The organism is Acinetobacter sp. X9 (genome assembly GCF_054889255.1).
Map to the genome: position 1 here is coordinate 1,333,075 of NZ_CM142679.1, position 16,521 is coordinate 1,349,595.

14 protein-coding genes are annotated in these 16,521 nt (G+C 37.3%); 6 read left to right on the forward strand and 8 right to left on the reverse strand.

Annotated features, from left to right (window positions below; all coding sequences use genetic code 11):
* Positions 1–117: 117 nt before the first annotated feature.
* The 4 genes from salA to ACYU0V_RS06360 all read left to right on the forward strand — a co-directional run bounded on the left by salA (position 118) and on the right by ACYU0V_RS06360 (position 5,057).
* Entirely contained in the window at positions 118–1,395 is a 1,278-nt protein-coding gene (salA, locus tag ACYU0V_RS06345; RefSeq protein WP_461849445.1) for a salicylate 1-monooxygenase, read from the forward strand.
* A 42-nt stretch (positions 1,396–1,437) separates the two neighbouring features.
* Positions 1,438–2,793 carry an aromatic acid/H+ symport family MFS transporter gene (locus ACYU0V_RS06350; protein WP_461849446.1) on the forward strand — a complete coding sequence of 452 codons (1,356 nt, stop codon included), beginning with the start codon at positions 1,438–1,440 and terminating at the stop codon, positions 2,791–2,793.
* 89 nt (positions 2,794–2,882) lie between these two features.
* A complete protein-coding gene (locus ACYU0V_RS06355) occupies positions 2,883–3,773 on the forward strand; it encodes a LysR family transcriptional regulator (protein ID WP_461849448.1) in 891 nt (296 codons plus the stop codon).
* Positions 3,774–3,905: 132 nt separating this feature from the next.
* A complete protein-coding gene (locus ACYU0V_RS06360) occupies positions 3,906–5,057 on the forward strand; it encodes a sterol desaturase family protein (RefSeq protein WP_461849450.1) in 1,152 nt (383 codons plus the stop codon).
* Positions 5,058–5,095: 38 nt separating this feature from the next.
* On the opposite strand, the gene ACYU0V_RS06365 is transcribed toward ACYU0V_RS06360, so the two are convergent.
* Positions 5,096–6,298: an MFS transporter gene (locus tag ACYU0V_RS06365; RefSeq protein WP_461849451.1), complete on the reverse strand. Its 1,203-nt coding sequence runs from the start codon at positions 6,296–6,298 to the stop codon at positions 5,096–5,098.
* A 137-nt stretch (positions 6,299–6,435) separates the two neighbouring features.
* On the opposite strand from ACYU0V_RS06365, the gene ACYU0V_RS06370 reads away from it, so the two are divergent.
* Positions 6,436–7,008, forward strand: a complete 573-nt coding sequence (locus ACYU0V_RS06370) for a TetR/AcrR family transcriptional regulator C-terminal ligand-binding domain-containing protein (protein WP_461849452.1) — start codon at positions 6,436–6,438, stop codon at positions 7,006–7,008.
* 449 nt (positions 7,009–7,457) lie between these two features.
* Positions 7,458–8,756: a dicarboxylate/amino acid:cation symporter gene (locus ACYU0V_RS06375; protein ID WP_086265895.1), complete on the forward strand. Its 1,299-nt coding sequence runs from the start codon at positions 7,458–7,460 to the stop codon at positions 8,754–8,756.
* A 165-nt stretch (positions 8,757–8,921) separates the two neighbouring features.
* On the opposite strand, the gene ACYU0V_RS06380 is transcribed toward ACYU0V_RS06375, so the two are convergent.
* From ACYU0V_RS06380 to purH, 7 genes are all read right to left on the reverse strand, one after another.
* Positions 8,922–9,125, reverse strand: coding sequence for a hypothetical protein (locus ACYU0V_RS06380; protein WP_002119766.1), 204 nt, complete (start codon positions 9,123–9,125; stop codon positions 8,922–8,924).
* 359 nt (positions 9,126–9,484) lie between these two features.
* A complete protein-coding gene (gene gloB, locus ACYU0V_RS06385; protein ID WP_325792078.1) occupies positions 9,485–10,216 on the reverse strand; it encodes a hydroxyacylglutathione hydrolase in 732 nt (243 codons plus the stop codon).
* Between the two features lie 152 nt (positions 10,217–10,368).
* Positions 10,369–11,064 (reverse strand): methionine ABC transporter permease, encoded by a 696-nt coding sequence (locus tag ACYU0V_RS06390; protein WP_086265897.1) that lies wholly within the window; start codon positions 11,062–11,064, stop codon positions 10,369–10,371.
* Positions 11,061–12,086, reverse strand: coding sequence for a methionine ABC transporter ATP-binding protein (locus ACYU0V_RS06395; protein WP_461849455.1), 1,026 nt, complete (start codon positions 12,084–12,086; stop codon positions 11,061–11,063). The genes ACYU0V_RS06390 and ACYU0V_RS06395 overlap by 4 nt, the downstream gene beginning before the upstream one ends.
* Positions 12,087–12,161: 75 nt before the next feature.
* Entirely contained in the window at positions 12,162–13,034 is an 873-nt protein-coding gene (locus ACYU0V_RS06400; RefSeq protein ID WP_461849457.1) for a MetQ/NlpA family ABC transporter substrate-binding protein, read from the reverse strand.
* A gap of 472 nt (positions 13,035–13,506) precedes the next feature.
* On the reverse strand, positions 13,507–14,793 hold the full coding sequence (purD, locus tag ACYU0V_RS06405) for a phosphoribosylamine--glycine ligase (RefSeq protein ID WP_461849458.1): 1,287 nt from the start codon (positions 14,791–14,793) through the stop codon (positions 13,507–13,509).
* A gap of 126 nt (positions 14,794–14,919) precedes the next feature.
* Positions 14,920–16,494, reverse strand: a complete 1,575-nt coding sequence (purH, locus tag ACYU0V_RS06410; RefSeq protein WP_311079285.1) for a bifunctional phosphoribosylaminoimidazolecarboxamide formyltransferase/IMP cyclohydrolase — start codon at positions 16,492–16,494, stop codon at positions 14,920–14,922.
* Between the last annotated feature and the right edge of the window lie 27 nt (positions 16,495–16,521).

Genomic DNA, 16,521 nt, shown 5'->3' on the forward strand with positions numbered 1-16,521 from the left:
AATGGCTATTATTTAATTTTTAAATAATTGAATAAAAAAAATACTAATTGGACTTTATAAGCCAACTTCTCAAAAATGAATATGTGAAAACGATAATGATGTTTAAGGAACAAACACATGAATACACATATTCGAATTGCCGTGGTCGGTGGCGGTATTGCTGGTCTGGCTTTAGCAAGTAATTTAAGTAAACACCCCCATTTAGATGTCCAAATGTTTGAATCTGCACCTCAGTTTTCTGAAATTGGGGCAGGGATTTCTTTTGGTGCTAATGCTGTCAAAGCCATTGAACTGTTAGGTTTAGCCAACGAATATCATGCAATTGCAGATAAAGTATCGCTACCATTTCAAGATGTTTGGTTTCAATGGCGCAATGGTTATACCGATGAATATTTATCTGCATCGATCGCGACAGGTGTAGGGCAGTCATCTGTTCATCGTGCTGACTTTCTTGATGCCATTATTCCTCACATGCCTACGCAAAATGTGCATTTTTCTAAACGCCTAGAGGCGATTGAAGAACAAGATGATCAGGTGATTCTGCATTTTAATGATGGTAGTCAGCATGAATGCGATTATTTGATTGGGGCTGACGGTATCCGCTCGGTAGCTCGCCAATATGTTTTAGCTTCTCATCATTTACCACCAGTTCATCCACGTTTTTCAGGAACTTGGGCATATCGTGGCATTATTTCTCACGCTTCATTTAAAGAAGCTTTACAACAAGTAAATGGCGATACAGATTTAGCAGATATTCCCCAAATGCTATTGGGTAAAGACAAACATATTTTAACGTTCCCAATTCGTAAGGGGGAGCAAATTAATATCGTTGCTTTCTGCTCAAACCGCGAAGATACAATACTACCAGCCGATACACCGTGGACTAAGCCTGTCGATAAAGCTCAAATGCTTTCCGATTTTTCAGACTGGAGTGAAAGCTGCCAAACATTACTCAGTTTAATTGAACAGCCTACCATTTGGGCCTTACATGAAATTGAAGAACTTTCGACTTATAAAAGTACCTCAGGTCATGTCATTGTCATGGGCGACGCTGCACATGCCATGTTACCTCACCAAGGTGCAGGAGCAGGCCAAGGTCTTGAAGATGCATTAATCCTTGCGGCCTTATTGTCGACAAAAAACTTACAAGCAGATCAGTTAACCGATGTGTCTTCGATATATGAAAAGCTCCGTTTAAAACGTGCTTGTCGTGTTCAGCAAACTTCTCGTGAGTCTGGCGAAATTTATGAGTGTTATTCGACTCAGTACCCAACGTTTGCCGAAATTGGCGAACATCTTGAGCATCGATTTGACTGGTTATGGCAACACGACCTAGAACAGGATGTTGCAGAAGCACAGCAACAATTACATCAGCTAGGAATGGCAACCATTTAAATAAATTTTTGTTTTACACACAATTTGCTAAGGAAAGCAATTATGGAAAAACTAAATGCAAATCAATTGATTGATGACGCAAGATTAACGCCATTACATTGGCGGGTGATCTTGCTGAGTGCGCTCATTATTATTTTTGATGGCTATGACTTAGTCATTTATGGTGTGGCATTGCCTAAGCTCATGCAACATTGGCAGTTAGATAGTATGACTGCTGGATTGCTGGGCAGTGTTGCATTATTTGGCATGATGTTTGGTGCAATGATTTTCGGTAGTTTGGCTGACAAATTAGAGTCATATGGCTTTAGCCGTAAGCGTTTAATTATGCTTTGTGTCTTTATTTTTAGTGGTTTTACGGTGTTATGTGGTTTTGCCAACAGTCCTAAAGAGTTTGCCATTTATCGATTTATTGCAGGCTTAGGTTTGGGCGGCGTAATGCCAAATGTCATTGCCATAATGACCGAATTTGCCCCAAAGAAATTACGATCAACTCTGGTATCGCTCATGTTTAGTGGCTATGCGATTGGTGGCATGAGCTCAGCACTTTTAGGAATGTGGTTGGTTCCTAAATTTGGTTGGCAAATCATGTTTATTTTGGCGGGTATTCCACTCATTTCATTACCGATTATTTGGAAATTTTTACCCGAATCAATTGATTATCTGGTTCGCCAAAAAAAATGGAATGAGGTGCGTGATTTACTTAAACAGTTAGCGCCAGAACAAAACATAGCTGATCATACAAACATCGTATTACATCAAGAAAATCAACAAACTGCGGCTCGACCTTTGGTTGCTCTTTTTACCGAGAACCGTGCTTTAGTCACTGTGTTTTTCTGGCTGAGTGTATTTATGGCTTTATTGATGGTGTATGCGCTCGGTAACTGGATACCAAAACTTATGGTCGAGGCTGGATATGATTTATCAACCAGTCTGGTCTTTTTATTAGCGCTAAACTTAGGTGGGATGTTGGGCGCAATCGGTGGAGGATACTTTGCTGATCGTTTTCACCTAGGCAAGGTCATTTGTTCACTCTTCTTAGCGGGTGCAATTTCACTTTACTTGCTGAGCTATGCTTTACCCATGGTCATTTTATATCTTTGTGTTGCCATTGCAGGAGCAGCGTCTATCGGCGGGCAAATTTTATTGCTCGCTTATATGGCTCAGTTTTATCCTTCACCAATTCGCAGTACTGGCATTGGTATGGCTTTGGGTGTAGGCCGTATTGGGGCGATTTTAGGTCCGATTTTATGCGGCTGGCTTTTAAGTTTGCACTTACCGATTGAATATAATTTTATCGCGCTAGCCATTCCTTGTGTGCTGGCAACCTTAAGTGTTATTGCCATAAGTATTTGCAATCGAACCAAACGTGTAATGCTAAATTCAAGTATATCTCCATAAGAATTAAGCATTTTTATTGTTGTAAAAGGAACTAAACTCTAAGCAAAGAAGTTAAAGTCTTTGTTTAGAGTATTTAAAGGATCAGAACCATGGATTTAGGTTTGATTAAAGTTTTTGTCTGTATTTATGAGTCTCGGCATATTAGTAAAGCTGCGGATAAATTGAATTTGAGCCAGCCTTCTGTGACCTATAATTTGAACCGTTTACGCCGTCAGTTAAATGACGAATTGTTTACCAGAAGTCGAGGCGGTGTCGAACCTACAAAAGTTGCACATGAACTTTATCCGATTTTTCATCAAGCAATTTTTAATATTGAGTCCGCGATTGCTCAAGCACAGGAGTTTCATCCTGAAAACTCAAATAAAACTTTCCGAATTGGTCTCTCTGACGCAGGAGAGATTTGCCTCTTGCCTAGTCTTATGGCCTTTTTACAGAAAACAGCGCCCTATATCCAAATTGAGATTGAAGAGATTCAGTCAGCTAAGGTCGAACAGTGGCTTATTGATGGCTTTTTAGATCTAGCCGTATTTAATAGTACACAGACCATAATGCCTAAAATAGAAACACGTACTTTATTTGAAGAAAGATATGTATGCATTGCAAGAGCTGACCATCCAAGGCTACAGCAGCAACTGACATTAGATCAATATTTGCAAGAAGATCATATTGCTATCAAGTCATCGACAGGGCATATCCAAGTTGAGCAATATTTAAAAACAATGGATTTGAAGCGACGAATTCGTTTAGAGGTTCCACATTTTAGTGTTTTACAAGGTGTTTTGCAGAGTTCAGATATGTTGGTAACTTTACCATCGCGAGCAGCTCGGCATTATCTAGCACATGGTAATGTCCAAATGTTTGAATTACCTTTTGCCATGGATTCTTTTAAAGTGAGCTTGAACTGGTTTAATCGTAGTGATGATATTATTGCCAGAAAATGGCTGATTCAGTCTGTCGGTCAAATATTTGAAGTTTTATAAGAACAATTTACAGCTATTTAAAATTTCATTTTCAGATTAATGGCTTTGATCTGAGAACTTAAAGTTCTTTCCAATTTATTATTAAATTTTGATAGCATTCGCGTTATACACAATAAGAATTGTATATGAATTATGACAGATCAATTAAGAGCAAAATTTGAGAATTTAGAACTTAACGCAGGTTTAGGGAAAATCAGCGCCTTTATTTCAATGTCACTCAGCTTACTTTGTCTGTTTGGTGCATTATGTTTTTTATTTCCCAGTGTATTAACGACTCCAGAACTCCGTCCTCTTTACGCAAAACATTATCATTTTTTTTATTATGGACTGATTACGGGCATTATTATTAGTGCTGGTTTTGGTGCATTTAGTGCAATTGTCCGTCAAAATCGTTATGGCTTTTACGGACTGTGTTTTTCACTTGTGGCAGCAGTTTTAGGTTGCGGTGTAATTGAAGCGCCCGCATTACCAAGTGTACCGTTTTATGCAGGTATCGATTATTTTGTCCTAACTCTATTTATTTTGGCATTTGTTTTTATTCCGCTTGAAGGTTTTTTTGCTAAAAATCCTGAACAGAAAATATTAAGAGTGGGCTGGGTGACCGATATGAAGTATTTCATGGTCAGCCATGTTGGCATTCAATTATTTAGCTTTTTAACCGTCATGCCGATTCAATATTGGATTACACATCTACCTGATAATCCAATTGTGCCTTATGTACAAGCTCAGCCGATTTGGTTGCAATTTATTGAACTATTAATTGTGGTCGACTTTACGGTGTATTGGTTACATCGTGCCATGCATGAAGTTAATTTCTTATGGCGCTTTCACGCGATTCATCATTCGACTGAATATATGGATTGGTTAGCATCTTCTCGTTTACATGTCATTGAAGTGCTCATGACTCGCTTTATTGCGACATTACCTATTTTCCTGTTGGGTTTTCATACTTCAGCAGTTTTTGCTTATTTAGTTTTTATTTCGTTTCACGCTATTTTCATTCATTCCAATGTACGTTTTCGTTTTCCATATTTGCGTTGGTTTATCGCAACACCGGAATTTCATCATTGGCATCATTCTTCAGAAAAACCTGCGATTGATAAAAATTACGCTGCGTTTATTCCACTCTATGATGTCTTATTTAAAACTGTATATATGCCGAATCACTTGGCGAGCGTGTATGGTACGGTTGGCTATAAAATTCCAAATAGCTTTGTAAAACAGTTTACTTGGCCATTTAAAAAATACGTAAAACGCTTTTTAAAACGCTGGCGTGACCAGTAAATGTTAAAAAAAGCCTCAGTTCGAGGCTTTTTATATGGTTATTTATTTTTAAAATTTTTAAAAATCATGAAAAGGGCAACAAGCGAAAGTAAGACAATAAAACAAATATAACTATTTGCTGTATGCATCAGCCCAACTTTCCCTACAAAATATCCAGCTAAAATTGCAGGAATACTAAATGCTAAATAACTTTCAACAAAAAATGCAGCCATAAGACCTGCGCGTTCTTCTGGTAAAGCTAGGGGCATTACAGTGCGGATCGCACCCATAAAAGCTGTACCAAAACCCACACCCGTAATAATAGAACCAAGAAATAAAACTACTGCATTTGTAAGATTAATTGCTAAAAATAAAACAGTTGAACCAATAGCAATTGAAAGAGTACCTGTTAATAAAATACGGTAATTTGTCGACTTCCTAAGCGTTAATATACCGACTGCACCTGAGAGTGCTAGCGCCATAAACATAATACCGTTTAGCCATGCAGATGAAGTATGGAAAATTTTTGCCAGTAAAGAGGGCATAAGTGATAGGAAGAAACCACTGACCATCCAAAGAGCAATATTAATAGGGCTAATACTCAATAAAGCACCTTTTGTTTGTGGAGGAATAGCCATATTGGGCTTTAAAGAGGCAAGAGCACCCGATCTCTTTTGGGCTGTTTCAGGAGTAAAAAAACTTAAAATGAGTTCACAAATAAGAAGAAGACACAAGAATTCAAAAACAAGCTGTAATGGTTGGGCAGAGAATTGCAAAATAGAACAAGTTAGAAATATACCAACAGCCATGCCGACCATTGGTGCGATACTATTAATAAGCGAACCCTGAAGCTTACTAAAATCTAAAATTGCTGCGCCTATAGCCGAGACAGCAAGCCCTGTTGCGATTCCTTGTAAGCCCCGTGCAATCAATAACATCGAAACATCTGAAGCAAATAAGAAAAAGCTCATCGAAATAATTTGCAGAAAAATGGCTGCAATAATGACAGGACGGCGTCCAATATAGTCAGACAAAGAACCAATAATCAGTAATGAGCCCAGCAGAGTAAAAGCATAAGTTGCAAAAATTAAAGTCAATGTGACAGGTGAAAATTGCCAAAGCTGTTGATATAGACGATAAAGTGGAGTCGGTGCACTAGACGCCGCCATAAAGGTCATGAGCGTGATTGTATTAAGTGTCAATGCACTTGCACTATCTAACTGAAAAGCTGATCCAGACCGTTTTGAACTTGAATTGTTCATATAAGATGAATAACATAAAAGCGAATATTTAGCTTTTATACATTATTTTTGCACTAAAGCAAATCCTTAGCTTTAGTGTATTTTGTATGTAGATATAAATATTTATAAATTTTTTGATCCCTTTACAGAGTTTATAAATGGCAAGAGTTGTTACTGGCTTACGTCCTGGTGGTCGTAGTGAAAGAATTCAAACTGCGGTGCATCAAGCGGTAAAAGAGCTTCAAAAAACCTTAGAACAGAGCCAAATTACCATACCTATGATTGCTCATGAGGCAGGAGTAACACCTTCAACAATTTACCGCCGTTGGGGGGATATTAATCAGCTATTTTCAGATGTAGCCCTAAATGAACTTAAACCTGATATGGAACCAAAAGATTTAGGTTCATTTCAGCTGGATATCACTGCATGGATTGAACAATATTTTGAGGAGTATTCTTCTGAAGTAGGGCAAACATTACTACGGGATGTACTATATACAACTGATTCTTCAAATGCTCGAAAATGTGAAACTCTAATTATGCAGCAACTCGATATTATTCAAGAAAGAGCTAAATCACGTAATGAACCCACTATAAATAATGAAGAAATTATCGAGGCTGTTATTGCACCTATGCTATTTCGAATTTTATTCACTGATCGAGCTTTAAGCCTAGACTATGTTCATACTTTATTAGCACAGTTATTTAAAGCACATTCTGATTTTATTTAATAGAAAATAGCATGTGAATCTAACTGTTTTTTTAAATAGTTAAAATCTTATGTTGATTATAAAATCATATATCAATTTTACTTATTATTTTTAAATTAAATCCTCATAATTTATAATTTATATGTTTTTTATAATATCATTTATTTAATAAATGATGGTGCTCTAAGGCATAATTAAGTATCTATAGCTGTTTTTGTGCCTAATTTTAATTAAAATATTTAATTTAAATAATAGCTTATGGATAATTTTTGTTGGATTCTTAATTTAAAAAAGGGGCGGATGAGCATGATATTTATATGATTTATTACATGATTATTGAATTTTACATTTTTTAAATTTATAACACAGCCTGTTTTTTATTCTTTACAATGGCTTTTCCTTGATAAGGCGGCTTGTGGTGCGCGCTTTATATTTTATTTTTTTATCCCCATCGAAAAGGTATTTAGATAATGGATTTCAATACCCTTGACCAAGAAACGGTACAGAAAAAGCAGAAGTTTCACCAAATTTTGTATGTACAGGTCATCTTTGCAATTATTTTGGGCATTTTAATTGGTCATTTTTACCCAGAACTTGGCGAAAGTTTAAAACCGCTTGGTGATGCATTCATCAAGATCGTTAAAATGATTATTGCTCCCGTCATCTTTTTAACTGTTGTTACAGGCATTGCCAGTATGACAAACATGAGCCGAGTTGGCCGTGTAACTGGTAAAGCTATGCTTTATTTTCTTACCTTCTCAAGCTTAGCGCTTGTGGTTGGTATGGTTGTGGCAAATATTATTCAACCGGGTAAAGGTCTCAATATTGACCCAGCTACTTTAGTCAACGATAAAGTCAATACTTACGTTGAAAAAGCGCATGCGACAAATATTACCGACTTTTTTATGAATATTATCCCGCAAACGTTAGTCAGCCCTCTGGCTGGTGGCGAGATTTTGCAGGTTCTATTTGTAGCGGTGTTATTCGGTATTTCGTTAGCTGCATTGGGCGACCGTGCACGTCCAATTACTGATTTCTTAAACAACTTAACAGCGCCTGTTTTCTACCTTGTTGGTATGTTAATGAAGCTTGCTCCAATTGGTGCTTTTGGTGCAATGGCTTTTACTATTGGTGCATATGGAATCGAATCGATTGGTAATTTATTACTGTTAATTATGACGTTCTATATTACGGCGGTGTTATTTGTCATAGTGATCTTAGGGGCGGTAGCTCGTTATAACGGCTTCTCAATTATTCACTTAATTCGCTATATCAAAGATGAACTTTGGTTAGTTTTAGGGACCAGTTCTTCTGAAGCAGCTTTACCATCTTTAATGGATAAAATGCAAAAAGCTGGTTGTGAAAAATCGGTGGTAGGTTTGGTTATTCCAACAGGTTATTCATTTAACCTTGATGGTACAAATATTTACATGACTATGGCGGCTTTGTTTATTGCACAAGCATGTAATGTAGACTTATCAATTACTGAGCAAATTGCGTTGCTTCTTGTTGCAATGGTAAGTTCAAAAGGTGCAGCAGGGGTGACAGGTGCAGGCTTTATTACTCTGGCTGCCACTTTATCGGTTGTACCCGCTGTTCCTGTAGCAGGTATGGCCTTAATTCTTGGTATTGACCGTTTTATGTCTGAGTGTCGTGCATTAACAAATTTGGTTGGTAATGCTTGCGCAACAATTGTTGTAGCACGATGGGATAAAGCTTTAGATAAAGATCTTTTAGACAAAGCTTTAAAGAACCCTAAAGCAGAATAATCTTATAAAAAATCTGTAGCTGAGGGCAATTTGGGAGAGTAGCCCTGCTACAGATTTTTTGTTTAATATCGAACAATATATTTTAATTAAACCAATCTAAAGTTTTGCAATATTACTTATCTTTCAAAAAAGACAATACTGTAATTAAAATCGAGTCGTAAAAAATTATGCTTTTAAGTGATCCTCAAACTCTTCACCTAATTGCATCGCTAATGAATTGCCTGCTAAATCACAGGTCACTAAACCATATTCTTTTTTAAAACTAAAAGTAAAACCTTTTCCATCAGCAAGATTTTTAACTGAATACCCTAACTTTTCTAACCAAATACGAAACGCAATTAAATTTTTAGCTTTAACAACTTTTTTCACGTGAGAACTCCTTCTATCCGTGGCATTACATCTCATTTATTAATAGGGTTTTAATTAGATTTTTTAAAGGGGGAAAACTTTGTTTTATTTTGCAACTTGTAAAAAAAGTAAAATAGAGAAAGAAATATTTTTAATTTTATAAAAATATGAGGGTGTTATGTAGCTAAAAAATAAGAATTTTTTAGTTAAGGTGTTGTTTGTTTGAGCATTGTTTAGAAAATATGGAATGAATAATATTTTTTAAATAAGGACGAAATTAAAATAAAGTAAATGTAAAAAATAATTACGATCAACAACCCTATGCAAAAAAGATACAGTTTTTTTAAATGAAACTGTATCTTTGTATAAGAAGCTTAATTTTAAAAATTATCTTTAAGTGACCGTAGGTGAGCAAAGTCTTCAGCGCTTTCTGCACGAAGAAAAGGATTGGTTGCTAATTCGAGTTCAATGGTACTTGGTAGAGTGATTGATCCTTTATTACGTAGCTCACGGACTTCTTCAACTCGTTCAGATAAGGCGTGGTTATGTGGCTCTACTGTTAAGGCAAATTCGGCATTTGAAAGGGTGTATTCATGCGTACAATAAACTTTGGTTTGTGTTGGTAATGCTGCTAGACGGCTCAGTGAGTGATACATTTGTTCAGCCGTACCTTCAAATAATCGACCACATCCCATTGCAAACAAAGTGTCACCGCAGAATACAGCTTCTAACTCTTCAATAAAATACACAATGTGCCCTAAGGTGTGACCTGGGGTCGCAATAATCTCTACTTTTAATTCATTAAACTTTAGATGGTCATTGTGCTGTAAGGGGTGAGTAATTCCCGGAATCTTTGTGAGCTCATCACGTGGACCATAGACAGTAATATTTTGGGCAGCCGATAAATCCGCAACACCACCGATATGGTCTTTATGCCAATGAGTGAGCCAGATTTGTTTTAAAGTGAGTTGATGATTTTGACAAAATTGAGTCACAAGATCAGCTTCTGTTGGATCAACTGCAACAGCCTCTTGGGTTTCCGTGTCTTCTAAAATCCAGATATAGTTTTGGAGGGCATTTTGTACATCAATAAAATGAATTCTATAACGCATTGTTTTATCCTAAAACCAAATCCAAAGAGTAAGTAATCACTGTTTTTGATAATAACAGAAAATGGTATTAATCCACTCACTCAACCTTTTTATGAGAATGACTTATATGAAACAAAAAAGCCCCCATTTTGGGAGCTTTTTATATAAATAATTTAACGGATCTTAGAGAGCCAGTTACCTAGCGTCTGTACAATCTGTACTAAGAGCAATAGGATAATCACTGTTAAAATCACAACGCTTGTATCAAAACGTTGGTAACCATAAGAAATCGCTAAATCACCAATACCACCTGCGCCAACTGCACCAGCCATTGCTGTTGCACCAATTAGGCTAATTGTTGCTGTGGTCAAGTTTAAGATGAGCGAACTGCGTGCTTCTGGCAAAATAAAGCGATAGATAATTTGCCAAGGTGTAGCACCCATAGCCTGAGCAGATTCAATAATTCCTTCATTTACTTCAAGTAATGAAGTTTCAATCAGACGTCCCATATATGGACCAACGTAAATCGTTAAAGGAACGATCGCTGCCCAAGTACCAATTGAAGTGCCTACCAATAGCTTGGTAAGAGGAATAACTGCAATAAGTAAAATAATAAATGGGAGAGAGCGTAGCGCATTTACAATTGGATTGAGCAAATGGTAAATAAATTTATTTGGTAGAATGCCTTCTGGGCGAGTTACAAGCAGGATAACCCCTTGAATGAAACCCCAAATACCACCAAATAAAAGCGCAAAAAACACCATGTGAAATGTTTCTTGTAGAGCTGTTACAAACTGGTCAATTGAAAGCGAACTGTGCCAGAAAGGTTGAGTTAGTTCAGTTAACCACTGTACGATTAAATCTCTCATACTTGATCTCCTGATTGAACTACACTCACTTCATTTTTCTCTAAAAACTCGATAGCCTGTTTAATCAACTGTGGCTCACCTAAAAGTTGCACAAACATTTGACCAATGACAGTACCGTTAATTTCAGTCATGTTGGCGAATAAGATATTTAAACTAATATCAAATTGTTTAATCAGTGACTGAATTACAGGTTCTTGAGCAGAACGGCCCAAAAACTGTAAACAGTAGATGCTATGGTGATGCTGATTTTCGAGTTGATTTAAAATATTCACAGGCAACTGTTGATGTAACACAGTTTGAATAAAGTTTTTAGTCGTCGGATGTTGAGGATTACTAAAGATGTCAATCGTTGAGCCTTGCTCAATCACTTTACCAGCTTCCATCACAGCTACATGATCACAAACAGTTTCAATGACATCCATTTCATGGGTCACCATAACGATTGTGATTTTTTGCTCTTGATTGATTTTCTTGAGTAACTCTAAAACAGACTTGGTTGTTTGCGGGTCTAGGGCAGAGGTTGCTTCATCACACAAAAGAATTTTTGGATGATTTGCCAAAGCACGAGCAATACCGACACGTTGCTTTTGGCCGCCAGAAAGTTCATCAGGATAAGCATCTTTTTTATGCTTAAGATCAATGAACTCCAATAACTCAATTAAGCGCTTTTCACGTTCTGCTTTATTGTAATTCAGCAGACGCATTGGCATTTCGATATTTTCAGCAACCGTTTTGGTTTGTAGCAAATTGAAGTGCTGAAAAATCATACCAATATTTGCACGTTCCTGACGTAATGAACGCGCATCCAAAGCAGTGAAGTCCTTTTGATTAATGATAACCTGACCTTCATTTGGTCGTTCAAGTAAGTTAATCAGGCGGATTAAAGTACTTTTACCTGCACCACTATAGCCAATAATACCAAAAATACTCCCTTCAGGAATTTCCAAATTAATTTGGTCCAGAGCTCGTATGGTTTGGCCTTTAAGCTGATAGTGCTTTGAAATGTTTTTAAATTGAATCATGTCGTCAAAAACTATGCTGAAAAGAAAAAACAGGCAAAGAGTTTTTGCCTGTTTCGCGTTGCAGCTATTATATTACTATTTAGCTTCTGAGAGATAGCTGATTGGTTTGTCTACGTCAACTTTTGTTCCACCAAAGTGTTCTTCAACGTATTTTTTAACAGCTGCATTGTGGTAAAGCTTACCAACTTTTTGCAAGACAGGATCATTTTTACGTGATTCAGTAGTTGCTAGAACGTTTACACTAATTTTTGAGATTTGATCAATAGGTTCATAGAACATAGAATCTTTGAGTACGTTTAAACCTCCCTCGAGTGCTATGGTATTATTTAATACAACTGCATCAAATTCATTTTTAAGACGTAATGCAGTTTCCATTTTGATTGGTTTGATGTTGATCTTTTTGGGATTTTCGATAACATCAATTGGACTGCCCTGAATAGGATTAAAGTCAGCTTTAAGCTTGATTAAGCCAGCAGTTTGTAACAAGAGTAGCGCACGAGATTCGCTGGCAGCATCATCCGGGATTGAAATAATTGCACCTTCAGGAAGTTCTTCAATTTTTTTGTATTTACTTGAATAAATCCCCATTGGCTCAATATAAGTGGTAGAAACCGCTGCAATCTTATCCGGGTTTGAATTATTAAATGCAGTAAGATAAGAATAAGCTTGGAATGCGTTCAAATCTACTTCTTTATTTGCAATTGCTGTATTCATTGAAACGGAGTCTGAGAAGTTTTTTACTTCTAACTTCAGTCCAGCAGCTTGGGTTTCAGGTAAAGATGCGATATAACGCCAAATGTCAGCATCCGAACCTGTAGAGGCAATTACTACATTTTGTACTTTGGTACTATCATTGTTTTGTTCGGCTTGTTGAGCATTTTCTTGTTTGCTACATGCTGTCAATAATACTACTGACATGCTTAAAAAAAGGCTGATCAGCTTTTTCATTTAAAAAAGTCCTGATTAAGATATAGAACAATAACGATTGATCTATATCAATATGAAAAGAGAGGAGTTGGAATTACAACTAGTCTAAACTCTGTGATCTTTTTCTGGGGTTCCATAATTTGCTTGCATTTTGGCTATAACAGAGGGTAATTGTTTAATAAACAAAAACTGTTTCCCCAAACAGTTCATCCCCAACAGTAGCCAAACGAGCATTCATAAATTTAGAATATTAAAAAACTCTCTACAGGCATAATTTGTAGAGCAAGTCTTTATGGAAATTATTAAAACAGCAGTGTCTGATGACAGTTACAACTATGTACTAATGATAGCAATAAAAATGTAGTTGATATAGAGGGCTTTTTTCTATTTGTTGATATCTTAATAAATCTTATAAAAAATTTATATTATTTTCTTATGCTGGGGTACAAAATAAAAAAAAGCTTCCTAAGTAGGAAGCTTTTTTTATTAACTTTTATTCAGCTTTTTCACGAGCAATTGCGCGATAGCCAATGTCACTACGATATTGCATACCTGTAAAGGTGACTTGTCCGCATACTTCAAGTGCATTAATTTGTGCTTCAAGCACGCTGTCGCCTAGCGCAGTTACACAAAGAACTCGACCACCAGAAGTTACGATGTGACCATCTTCACGAGTTGCAGTGCCTGCGTGGAAAATTTTAGTATCTTCAGGTGATTGTCCAATACCTGAAATTACATCGCCTTTGCGTACGCTATCAGGATAGCCTTCGGCTGCAAGTACGATACCGATTGACTTACGTTCATCCCATTCAGCTTCTTTTGGTAAATTGCCAGCAATACCAGCTTCTACCAATTCAACAAGAGATGACTTTAAGCGCATCATGATTGGCTGAGTTTCAGGATCACCGAAACGACAGTTGAACTCGATCACACGCGGTTGACCTTGTTCATCAATCATTAAGCCAGCATATAAGAAACCAGTGTAGACATGTCCGTCAGCAGCCATACCTTCAACAGTCGGACGCATGATTTCAGTCATAACACGTTCGAAAATTTCAGTAGTTACCACCGGAGCAGGAGAGTAAGCACCCATACCGCCAGTATTAGGACCTTGGTCACCTTCAAAAATACGCTTGTGATCTTGTGAAGTTGCCATTGGTAAAATGTTTTTACCATCAATCATACAAATGAAAGAAGCTTCTTCACCTGCAAGGAACTGTTCAATTACAACACGTGAACCAGCATCACCGAATTTGTTGCCTGCAAGCATGTCATCAATTGCTGCAAAAGCTTCTTCGTTGGTCATTGCAACGATTACACCTTTACCAGCAGCAAGACCGTCTGCCTTAATTACAATTGGTGCACCATTTTTTTCAACATAAGCTTTAGCTGCATCAACTTCCGTAAATACTTCGTAAAAAGCAGTTGGAATGTTATGGCGCTTTAAAAAATGTTTAGCAAATGCCTTCGAGCCTTCAAGCTGCGCAGCATATTGAGTTGGTCCCCAAATTTTTAGACCTGCTTCGCGAGCAGCATCTACCACACCATTCACTAAAGGTGCTTCTGGACCAACAATAATAAGTTCAACATTATTTTCTTTAGCAAAAGCGATAATTGCAGGGTTGTCTAAAATATCAAGCTGAACATTAACGCATTTGTCTTCAGTTGCAGTTCCCGCATTTCCCGGTGCAACGAAAACTTGAGTAACTTTGGTATCTTGCGCGATTTTCCATGCCAAAGCATGTTCACGACCACCACTACCTAAAACTAAAATATTCATTTTTAATTTGTTCCTTAACTTTAATCCTTTTCATCCCCCTCTATTCCTCAAGGTGGAGTTTAGCTCCATTATTGTGGAAAACCCTCCTGAATAAAAGGAGGGTTATTAGGGAGGACTAAATTTAAATTAGTGGCGGAAATGGCGCATACCAGTGAACACCATTGCAATACCAGCTTCGTCTGCTGCAGCGATTACTTCTTCATCACGCATAGAACCACCTGGTTGAATGATGCATTTGATGCCAGCTTTAGCAGCATTATCAATACCGTCACGGAACGGGAAGAATGCATCGGAAGCCATTACAGCACCTTCAACAACCAAACCAGCATGTTCAGCTTTAATGGCAGCAATACGCGCTGAGTTAACGCGACTCATTTGACCTGCACCTACACCAATAGTTTGGCGGTTTTTAGCATAAACAATTGCGTTTGATTTTACATATTTTGCAACTTTCCAAGCAAAGATAAGATCATCAATTTCTTGTTCAGTTGGCGCACGTTTAGTAACTACTTTAAGATCATCTTTAGTGATCATGCCCAAGTCTTGATCTTGAACAAGTAAGCCACCATTTACGCGTTTATAGTCAAGTTGCGGTGCACGTGCATCAATAGCAGGTAACTCGCCACATACTAAAACACGTACATTTTTCTTAGCGCCAGTTACTTCAAGTACGCCATCAGCAATACTTGGAGCAATAATCACTTCAACGAATTGACGCTCTACAATTGCTTGAGCAGTTGCAATGTCTAATTCACGGTTGAATGCAATAATACCGCCAAAAGCAGATTCTGGATCAGTTGCATAAGCTAAATCATAAGCAGCTTTAATGCCGTCTAAAGAAACCGCAACACCACAAGGGTTAGCATGTTTCACGATGACACAAGCAGGTTTTGCGAATGATTTAACACATTCAAGTGCAGCATCTGTATCTGCAATGTTGTTATAAGACAATTCTTTGCCTTGTAACTGTTTTGCAGTAGAGACTGATGCTTCTTTTGCATTAGCTTCGACATAGAAAGCAGCTGATTGATGTGGGTTTTCACCGTAACGTAAATCTTGTGCTTTGTTCAATTGAGTATTGAATGTACGAGGGAATAAGTCAGCTTCACCTTCGATCTTACCAACGCGAGCGCCTAAGTAAGAAGCGATCATGCCATCGTATTGAGCTGTATGTTCAAATGCTTTAACTGCTAAATCAAAACGTGTTTCATAAGAAAGTGAACCAGCAGTTTTTAATTCATTAATTACAGTGTCGTAATCAGAAGCATTAACTACAATACCTACTGAAGCATGGTTTTTAGCAGCTGCACGAACCATTGTAGGACCACCGATGTCGATATTTTCGATTGCATCAGGAAGAGTACAGTCAGGTTTTGCAACAGTTGCAGCAAATGGATAAAGGTTTACAACAACAAGATCAATCGGATCGATGTTGTGTTCTTCCATAACTGCTTCGTCTAAACCGCGACGAGCAAGAATACCGCCATGAATTTTTGGATGTAATGTCTTAACACGACCATCCATCATTTCAGGGAAGCCAGTATGTTCAGATACTTCTACAACCGCGATATTATTATCTTTAAGCAACTTATATGTGCCGCCTGTAGATAATAGTTCTACCCCTAGAGCTGCAAGGTTTTGAGCAAATTCGACAATTCCTGTCTTATCAGATACAGAAATCAAAGCACGTTTAATAGTCATGATGTTTAATTCAACAATTTCAAGTCT

What these genes read in the sequence shown, in the direction of transcription:
- salA (WP_461849445.1), top strand. Translation starts at nt 118, where the DNA reads ATGAATACACATATTCGAATTGCCGTGGTCGGTGGCGGTATTGCTGGT.
- ACYU0V_RS06350 (WP_461849446.1), top strand. Translation starts at nt 1,438, where the DNA reads ATGGAAAAACTAAATGCAAATCAATTGATTGATGACGCAAGATTAACG.
- ACYU0V_RS06355 (WP_461849448.1), top strand. Translation starts at nt 2,883, where the DNA reads ATGGATTTAGGTTTGATTAAAGTTTTTGTCTGTATTTATGAGTCTCGG.
- ACYU0V_RS06360 (WP_461849450.1), top strand. Translation starts at nt 3,906, where the DNA reads ATGACAGATCAATTAAGAGCAAAATTTGAGAATTTAGAACTTAACGCA.
- ACYU0V_RS06365 (WP_461849451.1), bottom strand. Translation starts at nt 6,298, where the DNA reads ATGAACAATTCAAGTTCAAAACGGTCTGGATCAGCTTTTCAGTTAGAT.
- ACYU0V_RS06370 (WP_461849452.1), top strand. Translation starts at nt 6,436, where the DNA reads ATGGCAAGAGTTGTTACTGGCTTACGTCCTGGTGGTCGTAGTGAAAGA.
- ACYU0V_RS06375 (WP_086265895.1), top strand. Translation starts at nt 7,458, where the DNA reads ATGGATTTCAATACCCTTGACCAAGAAACGGTACAGAAAAAGCAGAAG.
- gloB (WP_325792078.1), bottom strand. Translation starts at nt 10,216, where the DNA reads ATGCGTTATAGAATTCATTTTATTGATGTACAAAATGCCCTCCAAAAC.
- ACYU0V_RS06390 (WP_086265897.1), bottom strand. Translation starts at nt 11,064, where the DNA reads ATGAGAGATTTAATCGTACAGTGGTTAACTGAACTAACTCAACCTTTC.
- ACYU0V_RS06395 (WP_461849455.1), bottom strand. Translation starts at nt 12,086, where the DNA reads ATGATTCAATTTAAAAACATTTCAAAGCACTATCAGCTTAAAGGCCAA.
- ACYU0V_RS06400 (WP_461849457.1), bottom strand. Translation starts at nt 13,034, where the DNA reads ATGAAAAAGCTGATCAGCCTTTTTTTAAGCATGTCAGTAGTATTATTG.
- purD (WP_461849458.1), bottom strand. Translation starts at nt 14,793, where the DNA reads ATGAATATTTTAGTTTTAGGTAGTGGTGGTCGTGAACATGCTTTGGCA.
- purH (WP_311079285.1), bottom strand. Translation starts at nt 16,494, where the DNA reads ATGACTATTAAACGTGCTTTGATTTCTGTATCTGATAAGACAGGAATT.